Origin of the sequence: Bradyrhizobium manausense (assembly GCF_018129685.1) — a bacterium.
Classification (GTDB): domain Bacteria; phylum Pseudomonadota; class Alphaproteobacteria; order Rhizobiales; family Xanthobacteraceae; genus Bradyrhizobium; species Bradyrhizobium manausense_D.
The window spans coordinates 73898-95682 of sequence record NZ_JAFCLG010000006.1 but is presented as its reverse complement, the minus strand read 5'-3'; the positions used below and the strand labels follow the sequence as shown (position 1 = coordinate 95682).

Here is a 21785-nt window from a genome sequence, read left to right as displayed (position 1 = left end):
GCTGCTCAGGAGATCGTCGCATGAGAAAATCGATTGCCGTACAAGTCGCAGCGCTCGCACTGAGCGTGATTGGACCGGCGCATGCTGCCGATCTGGCGGTCGCGCCAACGCCGTTCGCGGAGCGCTTCAACTGGACCAGCTGCTACGGTGGTATGCATCTTGGCGGCGGCTTCGCCACCAAGAACATGACCGACCCAGTGCAACTGGTGCAGGATAACGCGGGGCCGGGTGGGACGGTCGGGGTAACGACCGTCAACCCAGGGCCGAGCGGTGCTGTTATCGGCGGCCAGATCGGCTGCGACTACCAGTTCGCTTCCTCCGCATTCGTGATCGGAATCGAAGGCAGCGCGTCAGGCTCGACCATGAAGGCCAACAAGACCGTTGGACTGCCGGTCAGCGTTCCCGATACGGCGTTGGTGCAGGCGAATACGGATTTTCTGACCAGCGTCACGGGGCGCGTCGGTTATGCCTTCGACAACGTGCTGCTTTACGGAAAGGGCGGCGTCGCAATGGCTGGCGACAAATACGAGGTCAGTGGCTCAATCGGTGGTGTGCCGTTTGACTTTCGCGGCCTCGACAATCGGATCGGCTGGACGGTCGGCGCCGGCGTGGACTGGGCCTTTGCGCGTCACTGGTCGGCAAGCTTTGAATACGACTATTACGGGTTCGGCCGCGGCAACCTGAATATGTTTGATCCGCTCACGGGAACCCAGGGCTTGGTGAGCGTCAGCCAGACCGTCCAGGTCGTGAAGGTCGGATTGAACTTCCACATGTGGGGAGCTGGCTGGTAATGTTCCGCTCTCCGGTACGAAGGCGCATCTTGCTGCGGAGCACGGCCGGCCTGGGCCGGGCCTTGCAGGCATTGATGCTCGTGCTGGCCTTCTCCGTTGCGTGTCATGCCGAGGACGGCGGCGTCGCCTCCCGAGGAAGCCTCGAGGCCAAGCTCGAATATTGCAAGACCTGCCATGGGCTGTCGGGCCAGGGCTATCGCGGATATTTTCCGATGCCACGGCTGGCCGGGCAGCAGCCGCAATATCTGGAGAACCAGTTGCGCGCGTTCATCGAGCGCAGGCGAACCAATCCGATCATGGCCAACGTCGCTCACGTGCTGAGCCCGTCCATGGTGTCTGCCCTGGCTGCCCATTTCAAGAGTCTCGATCCGAAACCGATCGGAGGAGCGCCGCGCGGCTCTCTGGCGGTCGGCAAGCGCATTTACGAGGAAGGGATTCCGGAGGCCAACGTGCCGGCGTGCTCGGCCTGTCACGGCACCGACGGCAGGGGCCAGAATGAAATCCCGCGCCTTGCGGGTCAGCTTTACGATTATACGGTCGGCCAGCTCGGGGGCTGGGCGAAAGTGCGAGGCCAGGGTTCGGCGGTCGATACCTCGGCGATCATGGCGCCGACGGCGCACAACCTCTCGCGATCCCAGGTCGAGGCGGTCGCAGCCTATGTCGGTTATCTGCAATGACGGTAACGCCGTTTCAAATCTGCGGCGGCCGCAAACATGGGGCGCGACAGCGCGGGATCATGAAGGGCATCGGTTGGAAACTCGTGGTTCTCGCCATCGCGGGCTCGATCGCACCGGCGCTGGCATGGGACGGAGGCGACTCCCGGGTCCGCAATTGCACCTGGTGTCACGGCACCGGAGGACAGGGATACACGGTTGCGCCGCGGCTCGCTGGTCAGCGTTCGCAATACATCGAAAGTCAGATCAGGAGCTTCCGCGAACACACGCGCGACAACCCGTTTTCGAAGCAGTACATGTGGGGCGCGGTAGCAGCGCTTGCGCCGCAGGACGCGCGCGACCTCGCTGCCTATTTCGCATCCATTCCGGCAAAGCCCGCGGATGACGGCGACAGGGGCCTCGCCGCACGGGGCAGAACGATTTACCTCGAAGGTATTCCGGAAGCGAACGTCGCGTCCTGCTATGCATGCCATGGTCCGAACGCCGAGGGTGTGCGGGACATTCCCCGCCTCGGCGGACTGGCTTACGTCTACCTGAAGACCCGGCTGGAGCAGTGGGGCCAAGGTTACCACTCGGGAGTAGGAACGCCGATGCCGATCGTCGCCCGCTCGTTGGGTCCGGCCGAAGTCGAGGCGCTGGCGTCTTATCTAAGCTTCGTTAGATAGGCCTCGCGCAGTCAGCTCGCCGCCTGATGTTCACCGCGGCAGTTTCGAAATCGCTTCGCTCAGCTCGTGGATTTCGTACGGCTTGCGCAGGATCGGGAAATCGCCGCGCACGCCGGCGGCGGCTTCGCTATAGCCGCTGGCGAGCAGGATCGGCAGGTCGGGGCGGATCTGGCGCAGGCGATGGGCGAGGTCGAGCCCGTCCATCTTGCCGGGCATGACGACGTCGGAGAAGACGAAGTCGACGCCGTTGTGCTCGAGCTCGCGCAGCGCGGACTCGGCATCCGCAACCCGGCGCACGTGGTAGCCGAGCTGCTCCAGCAACCCGGTGCTGACGATGGCGACGTCAGGATTGTCTTCGACCAGCAGCACCGTGCCGCTGCCGCGCGCGAGCGTCGTCTTGGGCGCTTCGCTCGGCATGCTCGCGGTTTCGCGCGGCAGCAGGATGGTGAAGGTCGTGCCCTTGCCGAGTTCGCTCGCGACCTTGACCGTACCGCCGGCCTGATGGGCAAAGCCGTGCACCTGTGACAGGCCGAGACCGGTGCCTTTTCCGATCGGCTTCGTCGTGAAGAACGGCTCGAAAATCTTGTCGACGACGTCTGACGGAATGCCGAGCCCGGTATCGGCGACAGTAATGGCGACGAATTCGCCGCTATGGAGCGGATCGTCCAGGACGATATTGTGCGCACCGATCGTCACGGTGCCGCCGTCGGGCATGGCATCGCGGGCGTTGATGACGAGGTTGAGCAGCCCGGTCTCGAGCTCAGAGACGTCGGCCTTGATCGGCCAGACGTCGCGCGCGATGTCGAAGGCAAGGTGAACGGAGCTGCCGACGCCGGCGTCAAGCACCTCGCGGATCGCCGCGATGCGGTCGCCGAAACGGATCGCCTGCGGATTGACGCTCTGCCGCCGCGCGAAGCTCAAGAGCTGGCCTGTCAGCGCAGCGCCGCGCTTGGCGGCGGTTTCGATCGCCGAGATCGCGCGTTGAAACTTGGGATCGTCTACGTCGCCCTTCTTGAGGATATGAAGGCTGCCGCTGATGATCATCAGCAAATTGTTGAAATCGTGCGCGACACCGCCGGTGAGCTGGCCGAGCGCGTCGAATTTTTGCGACTCCGCGAGCTGCGTCTGCATCGCTTCGAGCTTGATTTGCGTGTTGCGCCGCTCCGTGATGTCGCGGGTGATCTTGGCAAAGCCGACGAGAACGCCGTCCTCGTAGATCGGGTCGATCACGACGCTCGCCCAGAAGAAGGTGCCGTCCTTGCGGACGCGCCAGCCTTCCTCCTCGTAGCGGCCCTGGTCGCGCGCGATGCCGAGCGCCCGGGCAGGCTTGCCGTTGGCCCGGTCGGTCTCGGTATAGAAGCGCGAGAAATGCTGGCCGAGGATCTCCTCGGGCGAATAGCCCTTGATCCGCGCGCCGCCGATGTTCCAGCTGGTGATGATGCCGTTGGGATCGAGCATGTAGAGCGCGTAATCAGCGACGCCCTCAACCAACAGCCGGAAACTCCGTTCGCTTTCGAACAAGTCTCTCTGTTGACTGAACTTTTTCACCATTCCGGACCCCGCCTCGACCGGAGCAAACGCTCGTCAAGGCGTTTGGTTCCGAGTCTCTGGGACGTTTTTAGGCAAATATTGCGAACGGTATGCATGACGCAAGGCGGGTTGGGGTCCTTGACATGCAACCGCAATTGTCAGATATTTCTGTTATGACAGAATTAACCGGAAAGAAGAAACTCCCCGCCGCCGTTGAGCGCTTCGTTCTGCATTGGGGCGACATGGGCGATCAGTGGGGCGTCAACCGCTCGGTCAGTCAGATCCACGGATTGCTCTATCTCGCGGAGGCGCCGATGACGGCGGAGGACATCGCCGACACGCTCGGCATGGCCCGCTCCAACGTCTCCAACTCGCTGAAGGAACTGCTCGCCTGGAACCTGATCCGGCGGGTGCCGATCCTCGGCGACCGCCGCGATCACTTCGAGGCCGAGACCGACATCTGGGAGGTCGCGGCCCGCATCGCGGCGCGGCGCAAGGAGCGCGAGCTCGATCCGGCGATCACGGCGCTCAGGGCCTGCGTCACCGACGCCGCCGACGATCCCACCATCAATCCGGTCGCGAGCAAACGGTTGAAGGAGATGCTCGCCTTCACCGAGCTCGCCGATCACTGGTTCATGCAGATGCTGAAAGTGCCGCGGCCGCGTGTGGTCGCCTTGATGCGGCTTGGCGAGAAAATCGCGAATTTGCTGCCGCTGGGCAAGGCCAAGTAGAGTTGAGGAGGTTGCGATGACGTCGGCAAGATTACCAGGCTCCAACGCTCCAGCCTCCGCTCACATCAAGCTGCTCGACGACCGCCGCTTCCGTTCGCTGTTGTCGGACGAGGATTGGGGCCGCCTGCCGCTGGCGACCTGGCGGCGCTTCTCCAAGCGCGTCGCTGACGGCGACAGCGTCGTCTATGTCGGCGTGGTCGACGAGGTCTCGTTCAGCGAGATCGGCTGGTGGTTCGCGCAGGCCGCACGGCTGATCGGCGGGCCGCTGCCAATCGGGCGCGACACCGGCGTGCCGATGATCGTCACGGTCACCGAGGATGGTGCCACCGGCGGACAGACCTGGACCCGGATCTGCGCGCGCAAGCGCGGCTTTCCGCAGGTGATCCATTCGGCCAAACGTTTCGCCGGCCCGACCGGTCTGGAGGAATATGTCGGCTTCGGCGTCTCCATGGCGCTCCGCATTGCGGTCGAAGGCGAGACGCTGACGTTTCGCAGTGCCGGTTACGGCCTGCAGCTGGGAAGCTTCTGGATCCCGCTGCCGCAATGGCTCACGCCGGGCGATCTCACCGTGACACACTCGGATCTCGGCGAGGGCGCGTTCCGCTTCACTCTCGATGTCATTCATCCGCGTTACGGCGCGCTGATCCACCAGTCTGCATTGTTCAGGGAGGCCGTATCATGACGCCGCTCTTGTGGACGCTCATCGCCATCCAGATCGTGATGGGTGTGTTCGACACCTTCTATCATCACGAATTCACCGAGCGCCTGGCCTGGCGGCCATCGCAGCGGTTTGAGCTCAAGCTGCACGGCATCCGCAACATGCTCTATGCGCTGCTGTTCCTGCTGCTCGGGTGGCTCGAAGTCTACGGCCTGCTGGCGGTGCTGGTCGTCGCGGTGCTGGTCGCCGAGATCGTCATCACGCTGATGGATTTCGTCGAGGAGGATCTGAGCCGGAAGCTGCCCCCGAGCGAGCGGATCAATCACACGCTGCTCGCCATCAACTACGGTGCCATCCTGGTGCTGCTGCTGCCGGTGCTGATCGACTGGGCGACGCAGCCGTTCGGCGTGAGCGTTATGTATCAAGGCCTGCTCAGCATCGCTGCGAGCGCCTGCGCGGTCGGCGCGGCGCTCTGCGGCGTCAGGGACTTTGCGGCGATGCGCCGGCTCTGCCGCATGAAGAGTGTGCCTGCAGCAGGACTTGTTGAGAAGCTCTCCAACCGCAAGACGGTGCTGATCACCGGCGCTACCGGCTTCATCGGCAGCCGGCTTGCGGCAAGCCTCAGCGGGGCGGGACATAACGTCATTGCGCTGATCCGCAATCCCGCGAAGGCCGAGATGCTGCCGCCGCCGGTAACGCTGATCACCAGCCTCGATCAGCTTTCCGCGGACACGCATATCGACGCCATCGTCAATCTCGCGGGCGAGCCGATCGGCAACGGCCTGTGGACCGAGGCGAAGCGCGCCACGATCATCGGCTCGCGTGTCGACATGACCGGCGAGGTCGTCAAGCTGATCGGGCGGCTCGACCGCAAGCCCGAGGTGCTGGTCAGCGGCTCCGCAATCGGCTGGTATGGCCTATGGGCCGACCAGGTGCTGACGGAGTCCGCAAAATCTCACACCTGCTTCAGCCACGAACTGTGCGCAGCCTGGGAGAAGGCTGCGCGGCCGGCGCAGGAGCTTGGCGTGCGCGTCGTCAACCTGCGCATCGGCCTCGTGCTCGGCACCGAAGGCGGCTTCATCACGCGCCTGCTGACGCCGTTCGAGTTCGGCCTTGGCGGTCCGCTCGGCACCGGGCGGCAGTGGATGTCGTGGATCGAGCGCGACGATCTCATCCGTCTGATCGCCTATGTGATGGCGACGCCCGACCTTGCCGGGCCGGTCAACGCCACCGCACCGATCCCCGTCACCAACGCAAAGTTCACCGAGGAGCTTGGCCGCCGTCTGCGTCGGCCCACGGTGTTCCGCATTCCCGGTGGCCTGCTCCGCCGGATCGGCGGAGGCTTTGCCGACGAGCTGCTGCTCGGCGGCCAGCGCGTGCTGCCCAACAAGGCGCTGAGCCGCGGTTTTGTCTTTCGACACGAGACGCTGCGCAGCGCGTTCGAGGCGATTTTATGAGGTCAACTTGGTTGCGCGTCACCAAGGGCTGGCTCAGCGGATGCGTGGCAGCCACGCTCGCTGCCGAGATCTGCCTCATCGTTGCGGCGATGTGGGAAAACCATCGCGCCCAAATATCTGTGCCGGCGTCGGATTATCTGATCGGTCTTGGCCTGACTGCGCCACTTATCCTGTTCGCGATCGGAATGCTCACTGCGATCCCGGCCGTTATCGTCATCGGCCTGACCGAGCGTTTTCGGGTGCGGTCGCTGCTATTCTATGTTTGCTCGGCCGGCGTGACCGGGGGGCTGAGCCAAATCCTGTTCGAACGCTCGTTCAATCGCGTCTGGCTGTTTGTTCTGGCCGGCGGCGCCGCGGGGCTGAGTTATTGGTATGTCGCTGGACGCCATGCCGGTCGCGGTCATCCTGCCGGGGAGACGGGCTAGTTTCTGTCGCCAATGCGTCCGTCTGCCGCGCTCCGGAATGTCGCGGCGACCGTACGGAGCGCCGCGAGCTTGGCGGGATCGCTGACCTTCGAATGTAGCATCACCTTCGAGCTGCCGAGTCTGGGAAGCTTGTGCGCCGGTCCGACATCGACGAGGCCCGCCGGAGCAATTCGCCGCGCCAGCGGCGCAACAGCCAACCCGGCCAGTGCAGCCGCGACCACCGCCGTCACACCGCCGCCGACAAAGCGCTCGCGCCAGGCGATGCCGGCCTTGTCGAGCGCGCGCACGGCAATCGCGCGGACGCCGCAGGGCGGGGCGAGCGTTGCCAGCGGCAGCGGCTCGCCCTTCGGCAGGGCGAGGCGTCGCGACGCAAACCAGCCGAACTCGTCCTCCGTCAGCTTCTCGCCGCCGCGGCGGCTGCCTTCCTGGCGGACGATCACGGCGTCGAGCTCGCCTGCGTCATAGGCATCCTGCATCTCGCGCGAGAAGCCGATGGTGACGGCGAGGGTGAGGTTTGACGCCATTGCGTTCAGGCGTTCGAGCAGCGGCACCAGCTCGGGGCCCGCCGCGTGATCTGAAATGCCGAGCGAGAGCGGCTGCGTGACTGGCGCCTCAGCCGAGAGCGCGTGGTCATGCGCCTGCATCAGTGCGCGAGCGCGCTCGAGGAAGCTGGCGCCGTCGGCCGTGAGCCGGACCGCGCGCGGCGATCGTTCGACGAGGCGTTTGCCCAGCAGTGCTTCCAGCCGTTGCAGCTTGAGGCTGACCGCCGCCTGGGTCGTGCCGAGGGCTTCGGCGGCGCGCGTGAAGCTCTGGAGGTCCGCGACCAGCAGGAAGGCATGGACCGTGGCGATGTCGAGTGTGGCTATCATTATGAATTCTTATCACTGGTATCATATGAGATAAGGTACCAAAATGATGGGTGAAGGTCTAGCTTCCTGCCAACGCCGCGCAAGACCTGCGCGACATCCTGAGGAGAACGACAATGCCCCTGATCACCGTGTCCTATACGTCTACCCGCCAGTCGCCGTCGTTGAAGGCCGACATCGCCAGCGCCGTGTCCGAGCTCACTGCGCAAATTCTTCACAAGGATCCCAGGGTCACCGCCATCATCGTGAAGTCGGTCGATGCGGGTGACTGGTTCGCCGGCGGGACGTCGCTCGCCGAGCAGAAGCTCGCCAGCTACTGGATCGACATCCACGTCACCGAGGGCACCAACACCAAGGACGAGAAGGCCGCTTATCTTGCCGCCATATTCAAGCGCATGGCCGAGATTTTGGGCCCGCTGCATCCCGAGACGTATTTGCATGTCGACGAGGTCAGGGGCGATGCCTACGGCTTTGGCGGCCTCACCCAGGAGCGCCGTTACATCGCCGGCAAGCTCGACGTGTCGCTGAAGGCCGCGTGAGGAGGCAAGCCGCGGGTGAGCGATCTCACCCGCGGCCCGATCATCAGCTTGCCACGCGGAACTGCACCTCGGCATTGTTGATGAAGCACGTCTTGTCGAACAGCTTCAGATCCAGCGGGTTGGGCAGTCTCACATCGCTGAGATCAGGGCAGGGCTTGACCGAGGAATCGTAGGACCGGTCGATCTGGGAGATGAAGACCATGATCAGCCCCTTGTCGCGCGCGTAGGATTTCAATGTGCGCACCTGAACAGTCAGGTCGGGGTGTTCCCGCCGCTGGTCGAGCAGTTGCAGATAGTCGATCACCACGACTGTGCCGCGGGGAGCTGCCGCCATCTGCTTGACGACGTAGTCGGCGCTGATGGCGTCGGAGCAATCGACCTCAAATCGCTTGTCGAACTGCGCGGGCTCCGCGCCGATCGCGCGCAGGCGATCCAGCACGTCCTTCTCGGTGTATTCGAGCGAGAAGAACGCGGCCCGATGGCCCGACTTCATGGCTTCCACGGCAAGCGCGAGGCTCATCAGCGTCTTGCCTTGGCCGGGACGCGCCCCGACCAGCACCAGATCGCCAGGTTTGAAGTGCGGAAACAGCTTGTTCGCCGGTGTCGCCGCGGCCGCTTTCGCCGCCAGCATGCTCCAGGCGGAAAAGCCTTCCGTCGCAGCGACGCGGTCGAGCGCGTCGTGGAGCGGGATGCCGTCCTCGCGGGACAGGCGCCTGGCCTTGCGCTTGAGATGATAGATCGGTGCAGACAGCTTCATCGTCAGAACCTCCTGATGCGAGCAGAAAGCGCAATCCCTCCTTATGCTCAGCGCTCGAACAGTTGGTCCGATGGTCGCATCGCCCGACATGAAGTCTGCTTTCCCGGCGGAGGGGGGAGGCGTGGGCGGCGCCTGACACAAGGGTAACCGATTCCGCACTCGTCGAGAACGCGGTCAGCGTGTCTCCAACAGAAATGGATTAGACCGCCGCCTCCGGCAGCAGCGCGTGGGTCGGCCCGAACAGCTCCTCGAATGCCTGCCGCAGCGCGATGTCGACATCGGCCATTGTCACGAGCTGGCCGAGATCGGCCAGCGAGGTGACGCCGTAGCGGCGATCGGCAACGCCGCAGGGCACGATGCCGGCAAAGTGCTCCAGCTCCGGTTCGACATTGATGGCGATGCCATGAAACGAGACCCAGCGCTTCAGCCGCACGCCGATCGCGGCGATCTTGTCCTCGTGCTCGGGCCCCTTGTCCGGGCGCTTCACCCAGACGCCGACTCGATCTTCGCGCCGCTCGCCGCGGACATTGAAGGCGGCGAGCGTCTTCAGAACCAGTTCCTCCAGGCTCGCGACATAGGCCCGCACGTCCGGACGCCGCCGCTTGAGATCGAGCATGATATAGGCCACCCGCTGACCGGGCCCGTGATAGGTGAGCTGCCCGCCGCGTCCGCTGGCAAAGGTGGGGAAGCGGGGATCGAGCAGGTCGGTCGCCTTGCCTGATGTCCCGGAGGTATAGAGCGGGGGGTGTTCGAGCAGCCAGACCAACTCGGGCGCCTCGCCCGCGGCGATCGCGGCGACACGGGCCTCCATAGCCGCTACGGCATCCGGATAGTGCACGGGAGCGTCCGAGATCCGCCACTCGACGGTCTCGCCGGTGGCGGAAAACGACGTCAAATCGAGCTGTTGGCGGAGGTTTTGAGGCGAATTAACCATTGGCTAACCATAACGTGGTGATGATGGGACGCAAATTCCAAGTCCTTGCTTCCAGTCCCTGGTTCAAGTTCCTTGGTGTAGTCCCCAGTTGCGGTGGTCCTGACAGTGCCCACACTCGATAAAGTCACCGTGGATCTCATGGTCGTCCTCGGGACGACCACCATGCCGATCCATCAAGTATTACGTCTTTCCCGCGGCGCCATCATCGAGCTGGATGCAACCGAGGCCGACGAGGTCAAGGTTCTCGCCAACAATCTGCCGGTCGCCTCCGGCGTTGTGCTGGTCGACCGCAACCGGATTGCGGTCGAGGTCAAACAAATGTTGCCGCGGACGCCTGGGACCCGGTAGGGCCGGGGCCCGCGGACCCGCTGGCGGCCTGATTGGGCCGATCCGGACGAGGATCGCGACTTTCCTGACCAGCTTGTGGAATTCAGGGTCTTTGCAGACTTGTATCCCCCTGATGGATTTGTTAGATCGGCGGCCGCTGATCCGGCCAGCCAACGACCTCAGGCCGGTATCTTCTTGCGCTCGTGGCGGAACTGGTAGACGCGCTGCCTTGAGGTGGCAGTTCTTAACCGAGTGGGGGTTCGAGTCCCTCCGAGCGCACCATTAGGCATTTGCTGATTGTCGAACTGCATCCGCGGGCTTCCGTGGATGTCCATTTAACCCCAGACCATCTGTTCCGTTCTCGACCATTTGTTGCAATACGACCTCTGGTATTGCTCAATGCCACGATGCCGTGTTTCGGTGCCGATCAGCGGCAGCCCAACTCTTTATAACCATATTGAAAAGGTTGGCTTGCCGCGCTTACTAGGGTGGTCAGGGACATTGTTTGAAGAGGGTGGAGATGGTCGGCAGGCGGCATGATTCGCGGGAAATATCGGACAAGCTGGCCCAGGCGGATCAACTAGCGGCCAAGGGCAAGACCCAGCGCGAGATATCAAAGGCGCTCGGCGTCAGCGTGATGACCTACCACCGCTGGAAGAAGATGCTCCGATCTCCGGTCCCGTCGATGGACGACGAATCGGACGGCGGGGTCAATGGCGGCTCGCTCTCCCAGCATAAGGCTGGCTCCGAACAGCTCATCAGGCAGCTGGAGTTGGAAAACGCCCAATTGCGACGTCTTGTTACTGACATGTTGCTGGAGAAGCTGAAGTACGAAGAGCAACTTCGTGCACGGCAGGAGCCGCGGCTTCGCCGCCCCGAGAAGGGCTAGGGCTTGATCCCCAGAGGGGGAGGCAGCTCCAAAGGCGAGGAGCTGGACACGGGGACGGGCATCGCCGCCACTGGCCTGGCCAGATCGGAGCCATAGGATACCCAGACATTCGGGTCCGTCGCGCTCTGCCGTAACAGATAGCGATAACTGGTCTCGTACCAGAACAGGATTTCCGGGGTCTGGTTGTCGAGGATCATTTCGCCGCGGTCCGACCGGACGGTCAGCACCGCGTGACGCGTCTTCTCTCCTTGTTTGCCCTGGCCGCGCTCCTCGACGACGGTAATCAGCAAGGCGCCAATCGGCCAGCCGGCCTTGGCCAGCATCCGCCGCTTGAGCAGCACCATGTCCTCGCAATCGCCTCGGTCGAGCGGATAGGCCCAGCGTTCACTCGTACCGTAGAGTTCGGCATCGCTGGTCCAGGTGACGCGGTCGTTGACGTATTTGTTGATGTCATAGAGCTGTTGCAGCAGGTCCGGCGTCAACGTCACGTCGCGGGCCTGGTCGGCGGCCGGCTTGCATTCCTCGGCATTGCTGGCGCAGAGCTGCAACCATCCGTTCGGAGCCTTTGTGGCGTTTCCGATCGCGGCGAACAGCGCCGGGCGGACCAGGAAGGCGTGGGCCGGCGCACCATTCAGCGCGGCGGCGGCGAGGGCGGCGGCAGCCATCATCCACCGGCAAATCCGTGCGGCGGTGTTGAGTTGCGTCCTGCAAGATCCGGTCATGCCTGCCCCCATCGGCGTCCGGACGGGAGGCTCGCAGACAGACCTCGCGATGCCGCTAAACCATTGCCTCAAATTGAATCGATCTCGGAGGAAGAAGGCCCAGCCCATTGGTCATGGTGTGGTTTCGATTAATGCACGCGCGGCTCAGGTGAAGCCTGAGCCTGAAGGATCGATGGCAAGCCGTTGAAATGACGTCGGATGGGGCCGCGGGAGAGGCAGGCAGATCGCCTAGCCATATTCCTCGCCGATGCCGTATTCCTTGTAGATTTCCAGCGGATCCGTCTCCGGAAACAGGCGGCATTTGGCCTGGGCGAGGTGCAAGCGCACCGCGGTCGGCTCCTTGCCGTGCGACAGCATCTTGCGGATGTCATCCATATGCGCGCTCGGCTGGTGCTTCGTCTCAAGCTGCTCCAGCGCGACCAGGGCGGTTGCGAGCGCTTCGGTCATAACCCAGTCGTCGTGGCCCGTGATTCCCTTTTTCGGCATCGGCAGACCTCACGCGTAAGCGGCGGCGGCAGTCTATCGTAGCTTCCATCGAATCTCCATCGAGCCGCAGCGGAGGGCGCGTGGAACAGGCGGCGGCCTGCGGCTCGCGCTTGCATTATGGCGGCGCGTGGATAAAAGGCGGCGGCGTGCGGGCAATCGTAGCCTCGTTGAAACAAAAGCGGCGTAGACGGACCTCGCGCGACCTCTCTTCGCTGGAGCCAGCATGGTCTTTCTAAGCTTCGTCTACCGCTTCCTGACCAACTTCGTTTTCCTCACGCTGGTCTATTTCGGCCTGAACTACATGGAGAAGTATGAGTACCGGGCGCTGCTTGCGGTGCTCGTGCTGGTCTATAGCGGGATGCGCGCGGCCTCGACCTTGCGGGCGTTCTACTTCTTCCAGAAGATCGAGAAACTGGAGGCGGAGACGAGGCGTCTGCAGGCGCCGATCAATGACGGTGCGGGCGGCACAGCAGCCCGCAAGCAAATCGTCACCGACGTCGCGCGGCTGCGCCGTGACGGCGAGATCAAGTCCTACATGGACCTGTTCTTCCTGGCGCTGATCGTGCTGCTCTGTGTCGCCGCCATCTTCCGGCAGTGAAGGTTTACTGCGGGCGCTTCTTCAAGCTTGCGAGCCGGGTCGGTCGCGGCGCTGCGCTCTTGGCCTGAGCCGCGTGCTTCGGCGCGGCGTGGCCGGCATGCGCGGTTCGGCGCGCCTGAATCTTCCCCGCGTTGCGCTTGCTGGCGCGCGGTGCCTCGGCCGCCATCGCGAGCCGGGTGGCGGCGCGCCGCGACAAGGTCGCCGACAACAGAACTTCGACCGAGCCCTCGGGGATCGTGAAGAGATCGCGGCCGGGGGCGGGCAGGGTGGATGCGATATCGGCCTGTGCCATGGTCATGCGCGGCAGCACCAGCGGCGGGTGCGCAGTCTGTGTGTTGAGGTCGGCAAGACCGGGCGCAGGCATCGCTGCGGTCTGCGTGAACACGAAATTCGGGACAGCCGGCCAGCGCGCAATCGGCGTCGTCTCCGTCGGCGGATGCAGCAGCCACTCCACGGTCGTCGTCGGTGTTGCCGGTTGGTCGGCGGTTGCCGGCACGACATGCACGATGCGATAGCCGCGCGCCTTGAGGTCGCGGATGATCTTTGGCAGCGCCGCCACGGTGCGCGCCTGGATGTCGTGCAGCAGCAGAATGCCTTTGCCCTTGGCCTCCAGCCGCTGGATCGCGAGCTGGTAGACGCGATCCGGCGAGATGTGGCGCCAGTCGTCGGCCGGGAAGTCGGCGCTCCACACCTGGATGCCGCGCGAGATCAGAAGATTTTCCACGCCATCGGCGCGCATCAGGCCGGGAATGCGGAAGAACGGCGCGAGCTTGGACGGGTCCGTCATCGCCGCGGAGGTCCACTGGATGCCGCCATCGACCTGGGCCTCGACCTTGTCGATTGGCATCCGGTCCATGGTCAGGGGATGGGTCATGCTGTGCGTGCCGACGGTGTGACCGGCTGCAACCAGCTTGCGCACGCCCTCCGGGTTCGCCTTGGCCTGCTCGCCGATGATGAAGAAGGTCGCCTTGATGCACTCGTCGGCGAGGATCTGAAGCACCTGATTGGAATATTTCGGCAGCGGACCGTCGTCGAAGGTCAGCACGACCTCATGGTCCTTCAGCGGCAGCGTCTCACGGTACTGCATGGTGCCGATGCGCGGATGCTCGCGCGGATCGACGACGAGGGTGCGGGAGGTGCCGAGCGCGTCGGGATGGCCCGGGCATTCGGCGGCCAACGCTGCTGTCGAGGCGGTGGTCAGCACCCCCAGGAACAACACAGCTCGCACGACAGCTGGCAGGGCAGCCGACAGGACGGTCCACGATCGCGTCCGAACTACAACGCTACTTTCGATCATGAATTCCGTCTGTCCTCATCTACGTCGCGTGCAATATCCGTAGGTCGGAGATGCCCGGAAACGGTTCAGGCGCAAAGACGTTTCTCGCCCAAGGTTCCGCTCAAGACGCCCCGCAATCAATGCATGGCGTAGCATGAACAGAGTGTTAATAGGGCTCAAATCACCCCATTTTGGTCAGGCGTGACATTCCGGCATCAATGCGCGTCGGCGTTCTGCTGCGATGTGCCAGCCGGCACGATGTGGACGATGTGATAGCCGTTTTCCCGCAGCCACCGCAGGAAGTCCGGCATCATGGCCGCCGTGCGCGGCTGGGCATCGTGGAACAGGATGATACCCTTGCGCGCGGCAGTCACGCGGTCGGTGATCAGCTTGAGTTCCTGCTCCGGCGTCATGTCGTTCCAGTCGCTGGCCCAGAAATCGGCCCCGAACACAACGATGCCGCGCTGCTCGAGCTGATCGAGCTGAGCCGGCGTGGATTCGAAATAGGGGAAGCGGAAGAACGGCGTCGACGGCGTCGTCGTTGCGACCCCGTTCAGCGCCTTCTCATCCGCGGCGATGCCGTGGTCGATCTCGTACTTCGCGGTATCGGCCGGAATCCGCGCCATGTACGGATGCGACCAGGTGTGGTGGCCGATGGTGTGACCCTCGCGGGCGATGCGCTTGACCAGGTCCGGAAATTCGGTGGAGCTCCGGCCGACCAGGAAGAAGGTCGCGCGTACGCATTCCTGCGCCAGCGCCGCCAGCACCTTGTTCGTCGACGGCGGACGAGGACCGTCATCGAAGGTCAGCACCACTTCATGATCGGCGAGCGGCAATGTCTGCGGAAAACTTTTCAGGCCAACGCGGGGCGTGGTCTTCGCATCGACACTGAGCACCCGTGAGGTGCCGAGTGCATCGCTCCGCGGGCAGTCTGCGGCCCGGGCCGAGCCGATCGCCGTGAGGGTGGCGAGAGCCAGGCCCGTCGTGATCGAGGTCCATTTCGGCGGGTGCATCTTTGCCATTGCGCTCGCGATTGTCTTGTGGGTATTCCCTGACCGTCAGCCCAACCATCAACCTGTCAGACGGCGAGGCGTTCCATGGATGAACATATCGATGGTGCTGCGCCCGCCGAGACATTGGTACTCGACCACGTCCCGATGCGCAACGAAGACGGCGAAATCCGGCAGGAGTTCGTCGAGGAAATCGCCCGCGCGATCGAGGCCGGTGACAGCGCTGCGCTGCGTGCCTGTGTGGCCGATCTGCACGAGGCCGACCTCGGCGATCTCATCGCGGCGCTTGCACCCGATGATCGCGTCCGCCTGGTCGAGCTGACCGGCGCGGACTTCGACTTCTCCGCGCTGAACGAGGTCGACGAGACCGTCCGCGAGGAAATCCTCGACGAGCTGCCGCCCGAGACGGTGGCCGAGGGCGTCCGCGAACTGGAATCCGACGACGCGGTCGAGCTGCTCGAAACCCTCGACGAGGAAGATCAGGAGGAGATCCTCGAGAAGCTGCCGCTGCAGGAGCGCGTCGCGCTCGAGCGCAGCCTGCTGTATCCAGAGAACTCCGCCGGCCGGCGGATGCAGACCGAGTTCATCGCCGTGCCGCAGGATTTCACGGTCGGGCAGGCGATCGATTACATGCGCGATACGCCCGATCTTCCTGACCGCTTCTATGAGATCTACGTCGTCGACAAGGACCGGCACTGGCAGGGTGCGGTGCCGCTCGACGTGCTGCTCCGCGCACGTCGCCCGGTGCCACTGGCCGAGCTCACCGACGAGGATCGGCGCCGCGTCTCCGTCCTGGAGGACCAGGAGGAGGTGGCGCGCATGTTCGGCAAATATAACCTCGTCGCCGCACCGGTGCTCGACACCCAGGACCGCCTCGTTGGCGTCATCACCGTCGACGACGTCGTCGACGTCATCGAGGAGGAGGCCGATGAAGACCTCAAGGCCCTCGGCGGCGTCACCAGCGACGAAGAGCTGTCGGACACGTTTCTGACGATTGCCCGCGGTCGCTTCAACTGGCTGCTGATCAACCTCGCGACCGCCTTCCTGGCGTCGTCCGTGCTCGGCCTGTTCGAAGGCCAGCTCGAACAGATGGTGGCGCTCGCCGTGCTCGCGCCGATCGTCGCCAGCCAGGGCGGCAATGCCGCGACCCAGACCATGACAGTCGCAGTGCGCGCCCTCGCGACCCGCGAGCTTGGCTCCTCCAATGCCTGGCGCGTGGTGGTCCGCGAGACGCTGGTGGGTCTCATCAACGGTCTCGCCTTTGCCGTGATCACTGGCATTGCGGCCGTGGTCTGGTTCAAGATTCCCGGCCTCGGCGTTGTCATCGGGCTCGCGATCATCGTGAACCTGGTCGCCGGCGCGCTCGGCGGCATCCTGATCCCGATGGCGCTCGAACGTGTCAGGGCCGATCCGGCCGTGGCATCAGGCACGTTCGTGACGACGGTGACGGATGTGGTCGGCTTCTTCTCCTTCCTCGGCATCGCGACGTTGTGGTTCGGGCTGAAGTAGGACTCGTGTCCCGGGCGCACTGCGCCGCGTCCGGGGCACGAGAGCATCTTTAATCCGACCTTAAGCGACCTGCCGCATCATCGCGCCGCTTGGGGGAATAAGCATGCGGTTACGGCTGAAGGCGGACGGGCGGGTCGTTGAGTTGCGGGACGGGCAAGAGCTTCCTGTTCAGCCGTTTCCGGTCCAGCCCTCTCCGGTCCAGCCTGCGGTCGAAACGCCGCCGGCAGAGGCCGGCTCGCTCGCGGTTCGCGATTTACGCCGGCGCGCCTGTCTGACCCAGATGGAATTTGCCGCCAAGCTCGGCGTGCCCGTCGAGACGATCCGCAACTGGGAGCAGGGCAAGCGCGCCCCGCGCGGACCCGCCCGCGCGCTGCTGGCCGTGATCGCACATGCGCCCGACACGGTGTTCCAGGCGCTCGCCAAGGCCTGACGCGACCAGGCCTGATACGACAAGGCCCGATACGAACCTCCCGTTTGCATTGCGCCGAAGATCCGCATCTGGCGGCCGGCGTCATCCGTTGCACTCCGGCGGAGCGGGTCCATAATGGCGAGCGGGGCTGCCGCAACAGAGAGGATTCCTCATGCTGTTCGTCGAGGCCAATGGCGCGAAAATCCCGGCGATCGGGCTCGGGACCTGGGAGCTAAGCGGGCGAACCTGCGCCCGCGTGGTCGAGCAGGCGCTGCGGCTGGGTTACCGCCACATCGAAACGGCGCAGGTCTATGACAATGAGCGCGAGGTCGGCGAGGGCTTGCGCGCCTCCGGCGTCCGCCGCGACGACGTCTTCGTCACCACAAAGGTCTGGACCAACCATTTTACGCCCCACGATCTCGAACGGTCGGTCAAGGAGAGCCTGGTGCGGTTGCGGCTTCCCCACGTCGATCTCGTGCTGCTGCACTGGCCCAATCCGCACGTGCCGCTGGAAGAGACGCTGGGCGCGCTGGCGCATGCCAAGCGCATGGGCCTGACGCGCCACATCGGGGTTTCCAATTTCACGGTGGCACTGATCGAGCAGGCGGCCGCTCTGTCGGGTGAGCCGCTCGTTTGCAACCAGGTCGAATATCACCCCTATCTCGACCAGACGAAGGTGAAGGCGGCTTGCGACCAGCATGGGATGGCGCTCGTTGCCTACAGCCCGGTCGCCAGGGGGCGTATCAAGGCCGACCACACGCTCGCCGCCATCGGCCGGGCGCATTACAAGACGGCGGCGCAGGTCTGCCTGCGCTGGCTGGTGCAACAGAATGTGTCTGCCATTCCCAGAACCTCGCGCGTCGAACGTCTGTCCGAGAACATCGAGATTTTCGATTTCGAGCTCTCGGCCGACGAGATGGCGGAGGTCGCCGCGCTGGCCAGCCCCAAGGGGCGCCTGACCGATTTCGGCTTCGCGCCGAAATGGGATTGAGAGGAAGCCGCTGTATGCTAGGAGCAAAGCGGCAACCCATGATCGGGCGATGGAACTGCGGAAAATCATCCGGACGGACATTGCGGCGTCGGCGATCGCGCATCTGACGCTGGTGGTGCTGATCATCGCGATCAGCGAGGTCCATCCGTTTCATCCCGCGCCGCCCGAGACTGTTGCGGTCGATATCGTCACGCCGGAACAGGTGAAGCAGGAGGAGGCCAAGGCTGAAGAGAAGGCCCAGGAGGTCGCGAAGGAGAAGCCGCCGGAGCCGCTCCCCGACCTGAAACTGCCGAAGCTCGACTTTACCGACAAGGACAAGATGGAGGCAGCGGCCAAGCCTGCGGCCAAAGAAAAGCCGCCGGAAAAGACGGCGACGCAGCAGAAGCAGGCCGCCCACGAGCCGCAGCAGAAGCAGCCACAGCCGTCCCAAGCGCCGCCGCCTCAGCCCCAGGCTTCACAGCAGCCACCGCCCGCAATGCCGCAACCACAGGCCGCGCCGCCGGCCTATAAGCAACCGGAGCCCGATGTCACTCTGAAATATGGGGTGATACTTGGCCTGCCGCCCGACTTGCCGCCTGCGCCGAAAGACGCCCCCAAGGATGACGGCGGCGGTGCCAATGATTCGATCGCCGCCAAGCTGCCGCCCGAGGTCATCGCCGAGCTTCGCCGTCACCTCAGGAACTGTTCGAAGCTGCCCGCCGGGGTCGCTCCGACCGATGCCGTCCGCATCAGGCTGCGCGCGGTGATGGCCACCGACGGCACGCTGGCGCGCCCGCCGATCCTGATCGAAGCCCCGCCGTCGACAAAGGGCGTCGCCGTCGTGAAATCCGCGATGAGCGCGATGCAAGCCTGTCAACCCTACAAGATGCTGCCGCCCGACAAGTACGAGGAATGGAAGGTGATGGACCTTTCGTTCACGCCGGGGGATTTCGGCGGATCGTAGCCGCAGTGCTGCGCCGCGCCCGAGCGCGGCAGCTTGTCCTGGGGACGGCCGTATCAATGACCGGGCTTCTGTCCGTCGCCCGCCACAACCTCCGGCGCCATCGCGGCCCAGGCGCTGGACGCGAACTGCCGGCGCCAGGTCACGATCACCACCGCGGCCGTGGTCACGAACAGCACCCAGGGGCTGACAAACCAGCCGAGATAGCCGAGCGCGAAGAAGAAGGCGCGCTGGCCGCGGTTGAAGTGGCGGCCGGCGGATTCGAACACCCGCGTGGTGCGCATGACATGGGCCTCGGCCTCCGGCGTGTCGCGTTTCGAGGCCGGCGGCATGCCGCCGAACAGGATCGCGACATAGTTGAACAGACGGTAAGCCCAGGCGAACTTGAAGAACGCGTAGACGCAGATCAGCACCAGCCCGACGCATTTCAGCTCCCACATGGCAGGTGAGGTGCTGAGATCGATCGGCAGCTTGCCGAGAATGGTAATGGCGTCGTTGGTGGCGTGCAGCAGCGCCAGCGCGCCGCCGAGCGCGAACAGGCTGGTCGAGGCGAAGAAGGCGGTGCCGTTCTGCAGCGAGGCCATGATCTGCATGTCGACCATGCGCGCCTCGCGGTCGAGCAGGCGGCGCACCCAGACCTCGCGATATCGGTTCATCCGCGCCGACAGGCTGTCGCGGCCATAGGCGGAGTGTTCCAGCGTCACGGCATAGACCAGCCATTCGATGATGAAGAAGCCGACGGCGGTGATGTCGACCCAATGCCTGCTCATCTCTCTCTCCTCGCGAGGATCGCAACGATTGCCACGCATGCTGGGTTGCGGCAACGATTGATTGGCCGCAGGCGATGGCGTTAAAAGCAGCCGCATCCAATGCCCCGGAAGGACCAGTGACATGGCAGCGCTCAGGCTCGCGATCGGCAACAAGAACTACTCGTCATGGTCGATGCGGCCCTGGCTCGCGCTTCGCGCCAGCGACATCCCGTTCGTGGAGACCCTGATCCCGCTCTACACCGACAATCCCGCGGACAAGGAGCAGATCCTGTCCTTCAGCCGCGCCGGCAAGGTGCCGGTGCTGGTCGACGGTGACATCACGGTGTGGGATTCGCTCGCCATTATCGAATACATCGCCGAGCGCTATCCGGAAAAGAAGCTGTGGCCCGACGACGTTGCCGCCCGCGCGCTCGCCCGTTCGGTGTGCGCCGAGATGCATTCCGGCTTCATGGCCCTGCGCAGCGAATGCGGCATGAACCTGCACCGTCCGGTGCGGGCCGTGACGCTGTCCGCGGATGCCAAGGCCAACGTCGCGCGCGTGCAGGAGATCTGGCGCACGTGCCGGACCCGCTACGGTGCTGGCGGACCGTTCCTGTTCGGCCGCTTCGGGGCGGCGGATGCGATGTATGCCCCGGTCGTGCACCGCTTCCGGACCTATGCGATCGACGTCGCCCCGGACACCCAGGCCTATATGGACACGATGATGGCGATGCCGGCGTTCCAGGAATGGACGCGCGATGGCCTCGCCGAAACGCTTGTCATCGAAAAGTTCGAGAACGTGTGATGACGGGCATGATCGGGAGAAGTGGACTGGTTCTCCGACCGATCATGCTCGGTTGAAATGTGATTGAGCGCGGCTTGACGGCATGGCCGCTCGCGGCGCTCAATCAGAGGGAACACGGCTCAGGAGAGGGACGGTCATGGGAATTCTGGACTCGCTGGAAAACAATCCTGCATTGCGCAGCGCGCTCGGCCAGCTCGGCGCTGCGGTCCTGCCGGCCGTGCTGGGGGAGGTGATGGGCAGCAACAATCAGGGCGGCTTGGGGGCGATCGTGGCTAAGCTTCAGCAGGCGGGCTTCGGCGACCAGGTGAAATCCTGGCTTGGCAATGGCCAGAACCTGCCGATCTCGGCCGACCAGCTCCGTGCCGTGCTCGGCAGCGACACCGTCCGTCAGCTCGCCGCGCGCTACAACATCCCGGTCGACCAGCTCGGCGAGATCCTGGCCCAGGAGCTGCCCAAGGCCGTGGATCAGGCAAGCCCGAATGGGCACCTGCCCCACGGCGCCTAGGGGGAATCCCGGCGGTATCACCGGACGCCCGGTTCCCCCTCTATCAACCTGAAAACACTCCGGGTTTGGCGCATTTGCCATGCCTGCATACTGCTGGCCAAAACGCCGCATCGCGTGCTATAGGTCGGGCCGGGTTTTCAGCCGGTCCGTCGCAGTGGGACCCTGGGCACGGCCGGCGCTGTTTGAGTGATGGAGATGGGCGTTGAAGCATAAATTTCCCGTGGGAACGCGCGTATTGTTCACTGCCAGCAACGTCGCGCGCCCGGCTGCGAGTGGCTCGTACGAGGTCATTCGCCTGCTGCCGACGGAAGGCGACGACTGCCAGTACCGCATCAAGAGCTCAACCGAAGCCTTTGAACGGGTCGCCAAGGAAAGCCAGCTCGCGCTCTCGTAATTGGCTGAACGTCGCTGCGCGTTGACATCGCGGCCGAATTTGCCCGCCTCGCCGTCAAAAGGCCAGCTTCGGCTCGACAAGGTGGGCCGGGGGCAGTTGCCGACTCGCGGTGCTCGCTTGACCATCAGCTCTTTGCTCGCGTGAGGGG

General features: G+C 64.4%; 27 protein-coding genes and 1 tRNA gene. 19 read left to right on the top strand and 9 right to left on the bottom strand.

Translation table 11 applies throughout. The features are described 5' to 3' along the window. The first annotated feature begins 20 nt into the window (after positions 1-20). From JQ621_RS17045 to JQ621_RS17035, 3 genes are read left to right on the top strand one after another with little or no spacing between them, the layout of a single operon-like run. Positions 21-791: an outer membrane protein gene (locus JQ621_RS17045; RefSeq protein WP_212235839.1), complete on the top strand. Its 771-nt coding sequence runs from the start codon at positions 21-23 to the stop codon at positions 789-791. 29 nt (positions 792-820) lie between these two features. Then, positions 821-1468, top strand: a complete 648-nt coding sequence (locus JQ621_RS17040; protein ID WP_249125345.1) for a c-type cytochrome — start codon at positions 821-823, stop codon at positions 1466-1468. Positions 1469-1527: 59 nt separating this feature from the next. Beyond that, positions 1528-2130 carry a c-type cytochrome gene (locus JQ621_RS17035; protein WP_212235838.1) on the top strand — a complete coding sequence of 201 codons (603 nt, stop codon included), beginning with the start codon at positions 1528-1530 and terminating at the stop codon, positions 2128-2130. Between the two features lie 30 nt (positions 2131-2160). On the opposite strand, the gene JQ621_RS17030 is transcribed toward JQ621_RS17035, so the two are convergent. Continuing rightward, complete coding sequence (locus JQ621_RS17030; protein ID WP_212235837.1) at positions 2161-3681, bottom strand: PAS domain-containing sensor histidine kinase; 1521 nt, start codon at positions 3679-3681, stop codon at positions 2161-2163. Positions 3682-3833: 152 nt separating this feature from the next. Here JQ621_RS17030 and JQ621_RS17025 point away from each other — a divergent pair, with 152 nt between their 5' ends. The 4 genes from JQ621_RS17025 to JQ621_RS17010 are packed head-to-tail and all read left to right on the top strand — an operon-like array spanning position 3834 to position 6931. Beyond that, positions 3834-4391 (top strand): GbsR/MarR family transcriptional regulator, encoded by a 558-nt coding sequence (locus JQ621_RS17025; RefSeq protein WP_212235836.1) that lies wholly within the window; start codon positions 3834-3836, stop codon positions 4389-4391. Between the two features lie 16 nt (positions 4392-4407). Next, positions 4408-5073: a DUF4166 domain-containing protein gene (locus tag JQ621_RS17020; RefSeq protein ID WP_212235835.1), complete on the top strand. Its 666-nt coding sequence runs from the start codon at positions 4408-4410 to the stop codon at positions 5071-5073. Continuing rightward, the gene (locus JQ621_RS17015; RefSeq protein WP_212235834.1) at positions 5070-6506 is read left to right on the top strand and encodes a TIGR01777 family oxidoreductase; all 1437 of its coding nucleotides are present in this window, start codon (positions 5070-5072) and stop codon (positions 6504-6506) included. The genes JQ621_RS17020 and JQ621_RS17015 overlap by 4 nt, the downstream gene beginning before the upstream one ends. Positions 6507-6517: 11 nt before the next feature. Next, positions 6518-6931: a hypothetical protein gene (locus tag JQ621_RS17010; protein WP_212235833.1), complete on the top strand. Its 414-nt coding sequence runs from the start codon at positions 6518-6520 to the stop codon at positions 6929-6931. Here the strand turns inward: JQ621_RS17010 and JQ621_RS17005 are convergent. Beyond that, positions 6928-7800: a LysR family transcriptional regulator gene (locus JQ621_RS17005; protein WP_212235832.1), complete on the bottom strand. Its 873-nt coding sequence runs from the start codon at positions 7798-7800 to the stop codon at positions 6928-6930. The two genes, JQ621_RS17010 and JQ621_RS17005, sit on opposite strands and share 4 nt — an antisense overlap. A 113-nt stretch (positions 7801-7913) precedes the next feature. Here JQ621_RS17005 and JQ621_RS17000 point away from each other — a divergent pair, with 113 nt between their 5' ends. Then, positions 7914-8336 (top strand): tautomerase family protein, encoded by a 423-nt coding sequence (locus tag JQ621_RS17000; protein WP_212235831.1) that lies wholly within the window; start codon positions 7914-7916, stop codon positions 8334-8336. Positions 8337-8379: 43 nt separating this feature from the next. Here JQ621_RS17000 and JQ621_RS16995 read toward each other — a convergent pair whose 3' ends face one another. Together JQ621_RS16995 and lipB are read right to left on the bottom strand one after the other, a co-directional pair. Beyond that, positions 8380-9093, bottom strand: a complete 714-nt coding sequence (locus JQ621_RS16995) for a DNA helicase (protein WP_212235830.1) — start codon at positions 9091-9093, stop codon at positions 8380-8382. Positions 9094-9292: 199 nt separating this feature from the next. Next, on the bottom strand, positions 9293-10027 hold the full coding sequence (lipB, locus tag JQ621_RS16990; RefSeq protein WP_212235829.1) for a lipoyl(octanoyl) transferase LipB: 735 nt from the start codon (positions 10025-10027) through the stop codon (positions 9293-9295). Positions 10028-10132: 105 nt separating this feature from the next. Between lipB and JQ621_RS16985 the strand changes: the two genes are divergently transcribed. From JQ621_RS16985 to JQ621_RS16975, 3 genes are all read left to right on the top strand, one after another. After that, positions 10133-10375, top strand: a complete 243-nt coding sequence (locus tag JQ621_RS16985) for a FliM/FliN family flagellar motor switch protein (RefSeq protein ID WP_011088012.1) — start codon at positions 10133-10135, stop codon at positions 10373-10375. Positions 10376-10551: 176 nt separating this feature from the next. Beyond that, positions 10552-10636: transfer RNA gene (locus tag JQ621_RS16980), tRNA-Leu, on the top strand. Between the two features lie 238 nt (positions 10637-10874). Next, entirely contained in the window at positions 10875-11243 is a 369-nt protein-coding gene (locus tag JQ621_RS16975) for a helix-turn-helix domain-containing protein (protein ID WP_212235828.1), read from the top strand. Here JQ621_RS16975 and JQ621_RS16970 read toward each other — a convergent pair. Both JQ621_RS16970 and JQ621_RS16965 read right to left on the bottom strand, forming a co-directional pair. Continuing rightward, complete coding sequence (locus JQ621_RS16970) at positions 11240-11911, bottom strand: transglutaminase-like cysteine peptidase (RefSeq protein ID WP_249125344.1); 672 nt, start codon at positions 11909-11911, stop codon at positions 11240-11242. The genes JQ621_RS16975 and JQ621_RS16970 overlap by 4 nt on opposite strands. Before the next feature lie 282 nt (positions 11912-12193). After that, positions 12194-12451 carry a hypothetical protein gene (locus JQ621_RS16965; protein WP_212235827.1) on the bottom strand — a complete coding sequence of 86 codons (258 nt, stop codon included), beginning with the start codon at positions 12449-12451 and terminating at the stop codon, positions 12194-12196. Between the two features lie 223 nt (positions 12452-12674). On the opposite strand from JQ621_RS16965, the gene JQ621_RS16960 reads away from it, so the two are divergent. Next, a complete protein-coding gene (locus tag JQ621_RS16960) occupies positions 12675-13049 on the top strand; it encodes a hypothetical protein (RefSeq protein WP_212235826.1) in 375 nt (124 codons plus the stop codon). Positions 13050-13053: 4 nt separating this feature from the next. On the opposite strand, the gene JQ621_RS16955 is transcribed toward JQ621_RS16960, so the two are convergent. Together JQ621_RS16955 and JQ621_RS16950 are read right to left on the bottom strand one after the other, a co-directional pair. Then, positions 13054-14346, bottom strand: a complete 1293-nt coding sequence (locus JQ621_RS16955; RefSeq protein ID WP_212235825.1) for a polysaccharide deacetylase family protein — start codon at positions 14344-14346, stop codon at positions 13054-13056. A 194-nt stretch (positions 14347-14540) separates the two neighbouring features. Further along, the gene (locus tag JQ621_RS16950) at positions 14541-15347 is read right to left on the bottom strand and encodes a polysaccharide deacetylase family protein (protein ID WP_212235824.1); all 807 of its coding nucleotides are present in this window, start codon (positions 15345-15347) and stop codon (positions 14541-14543) included. Between the two features lie 75 nt (positions 15348-15422). On the opposite strand from JQ621_RS16950, the gene mgtE reads away from it, so the two are divergent. The 4 genes from mgtE to JQ621_RS16930 all read left to right on the top strand — a co-directional run bounded on the left by mgtE (position 15423) and on the right by JQ621_RS16930 (position 19187). Continuing rightward, complete coding sequence (gene mgtE, locus JQ621_RS16945; RefSeq protein WP_212235823.1) at positions 15423-16844, top strand: magnesium transporter; 1422 nt, start codon at positions 15423-15425, stop codon at positions 16842-16844. A gap of 97 nt (positions 16845-16941) precedes the next feature. Continuing rightward, positions 16942-17274: a helix-turn-helix domain-containing protein gene (locus JQ621_RS16940; protein ID WP_212236022.1), complete on the top strand. Its 333-nt coding sequence runs from the start codon at positions 16942-16944 to the stop codon at positions 17272-17274. A 151-nt stretch (positions 17275-17425) separates the two neighbouring features. Further along, positions 17426-18244 (top strand): aldo/keto reductase, encoded by an 819-nt coding sequence (locus JQ621_RS16935; protein ID WP_212235822.1) that lies wholly within the window; start codon positions 17426-17428, stop codon positions 18242-18244. 49 nt (positions 18245-18293) lie between these two features. Continuing rightward, a complete protein-coding gene (locus JQ621_RS16930; protein ID WP_212235821.1) occupies positions 18294-19187 on the top strand; it encodes a hypothetical protein in 894 nt (297 codons plus the stop codon). 53 nt (positions 19188-19240) lie between these two features. Here JQ621_RS16930 and JQ621_RS16925 read toward each other — a convergent pair whose 3' ends face one another. Beyond that, positions 19241-19954 (bottom strand): DUF599 domain-containing protein, encoded by a 714-nt coding sequence (locus JQ621_RS16925; protein WP_212235820.1) that lies wholly within the window; start codon positions 19952-19954, stop codon positions 19241-19243. A gap of 121 nt (positions 19955-20075) precedes the next feature. Here JQ621_RS16925 and JQ621_RS16920 point away from each other — a divergent pair, with 121 nt between their 5' ends. The 3 genes from JQ621_RS16920 to JQ621_RS16910 all read left to right on the top strand — a co-directional run bounded on the left by JQ621_RS16920 (position 20076) and on the right by JQ621_RS16910 (position 21637). Then, positions 20076-20738: a glutathione S-transferase family protein gene (locus JQ621_RS16920; protein WP_212235819.1), complete on the top strand. Its 663-nt coding sequence runs from the start codon at positions 20076-20078 to the stop codon at positions 20736-20738. Positions 20739-20874: 136 nt separating this feature from the next. Further along, complete coding sequence (locus tag JQ621_RS16915; protein WP_212235818.1) at positions 20875-21243, top strand: YidB family protein; 369 nt, start codon at positions 20875-20877, stop codon at positions 21241-21243. A gap of 202 nt (positions 21244-21445) precedes the next feature. Continuing rightward, positions 21446-21637 carry a hypothetical protein gene (locus tag JQ621_RS16910; RefSeq protein WP_026312695.1) on the top strand — a complete coding sequence of 64 codons (192 nt, stop codon included), beginning with the start codon at positions 21446-21448 and terminating at the stop codon, positions 21635-21637. Positions 21638-21785 lie beyond the last annotated feature (148 nt).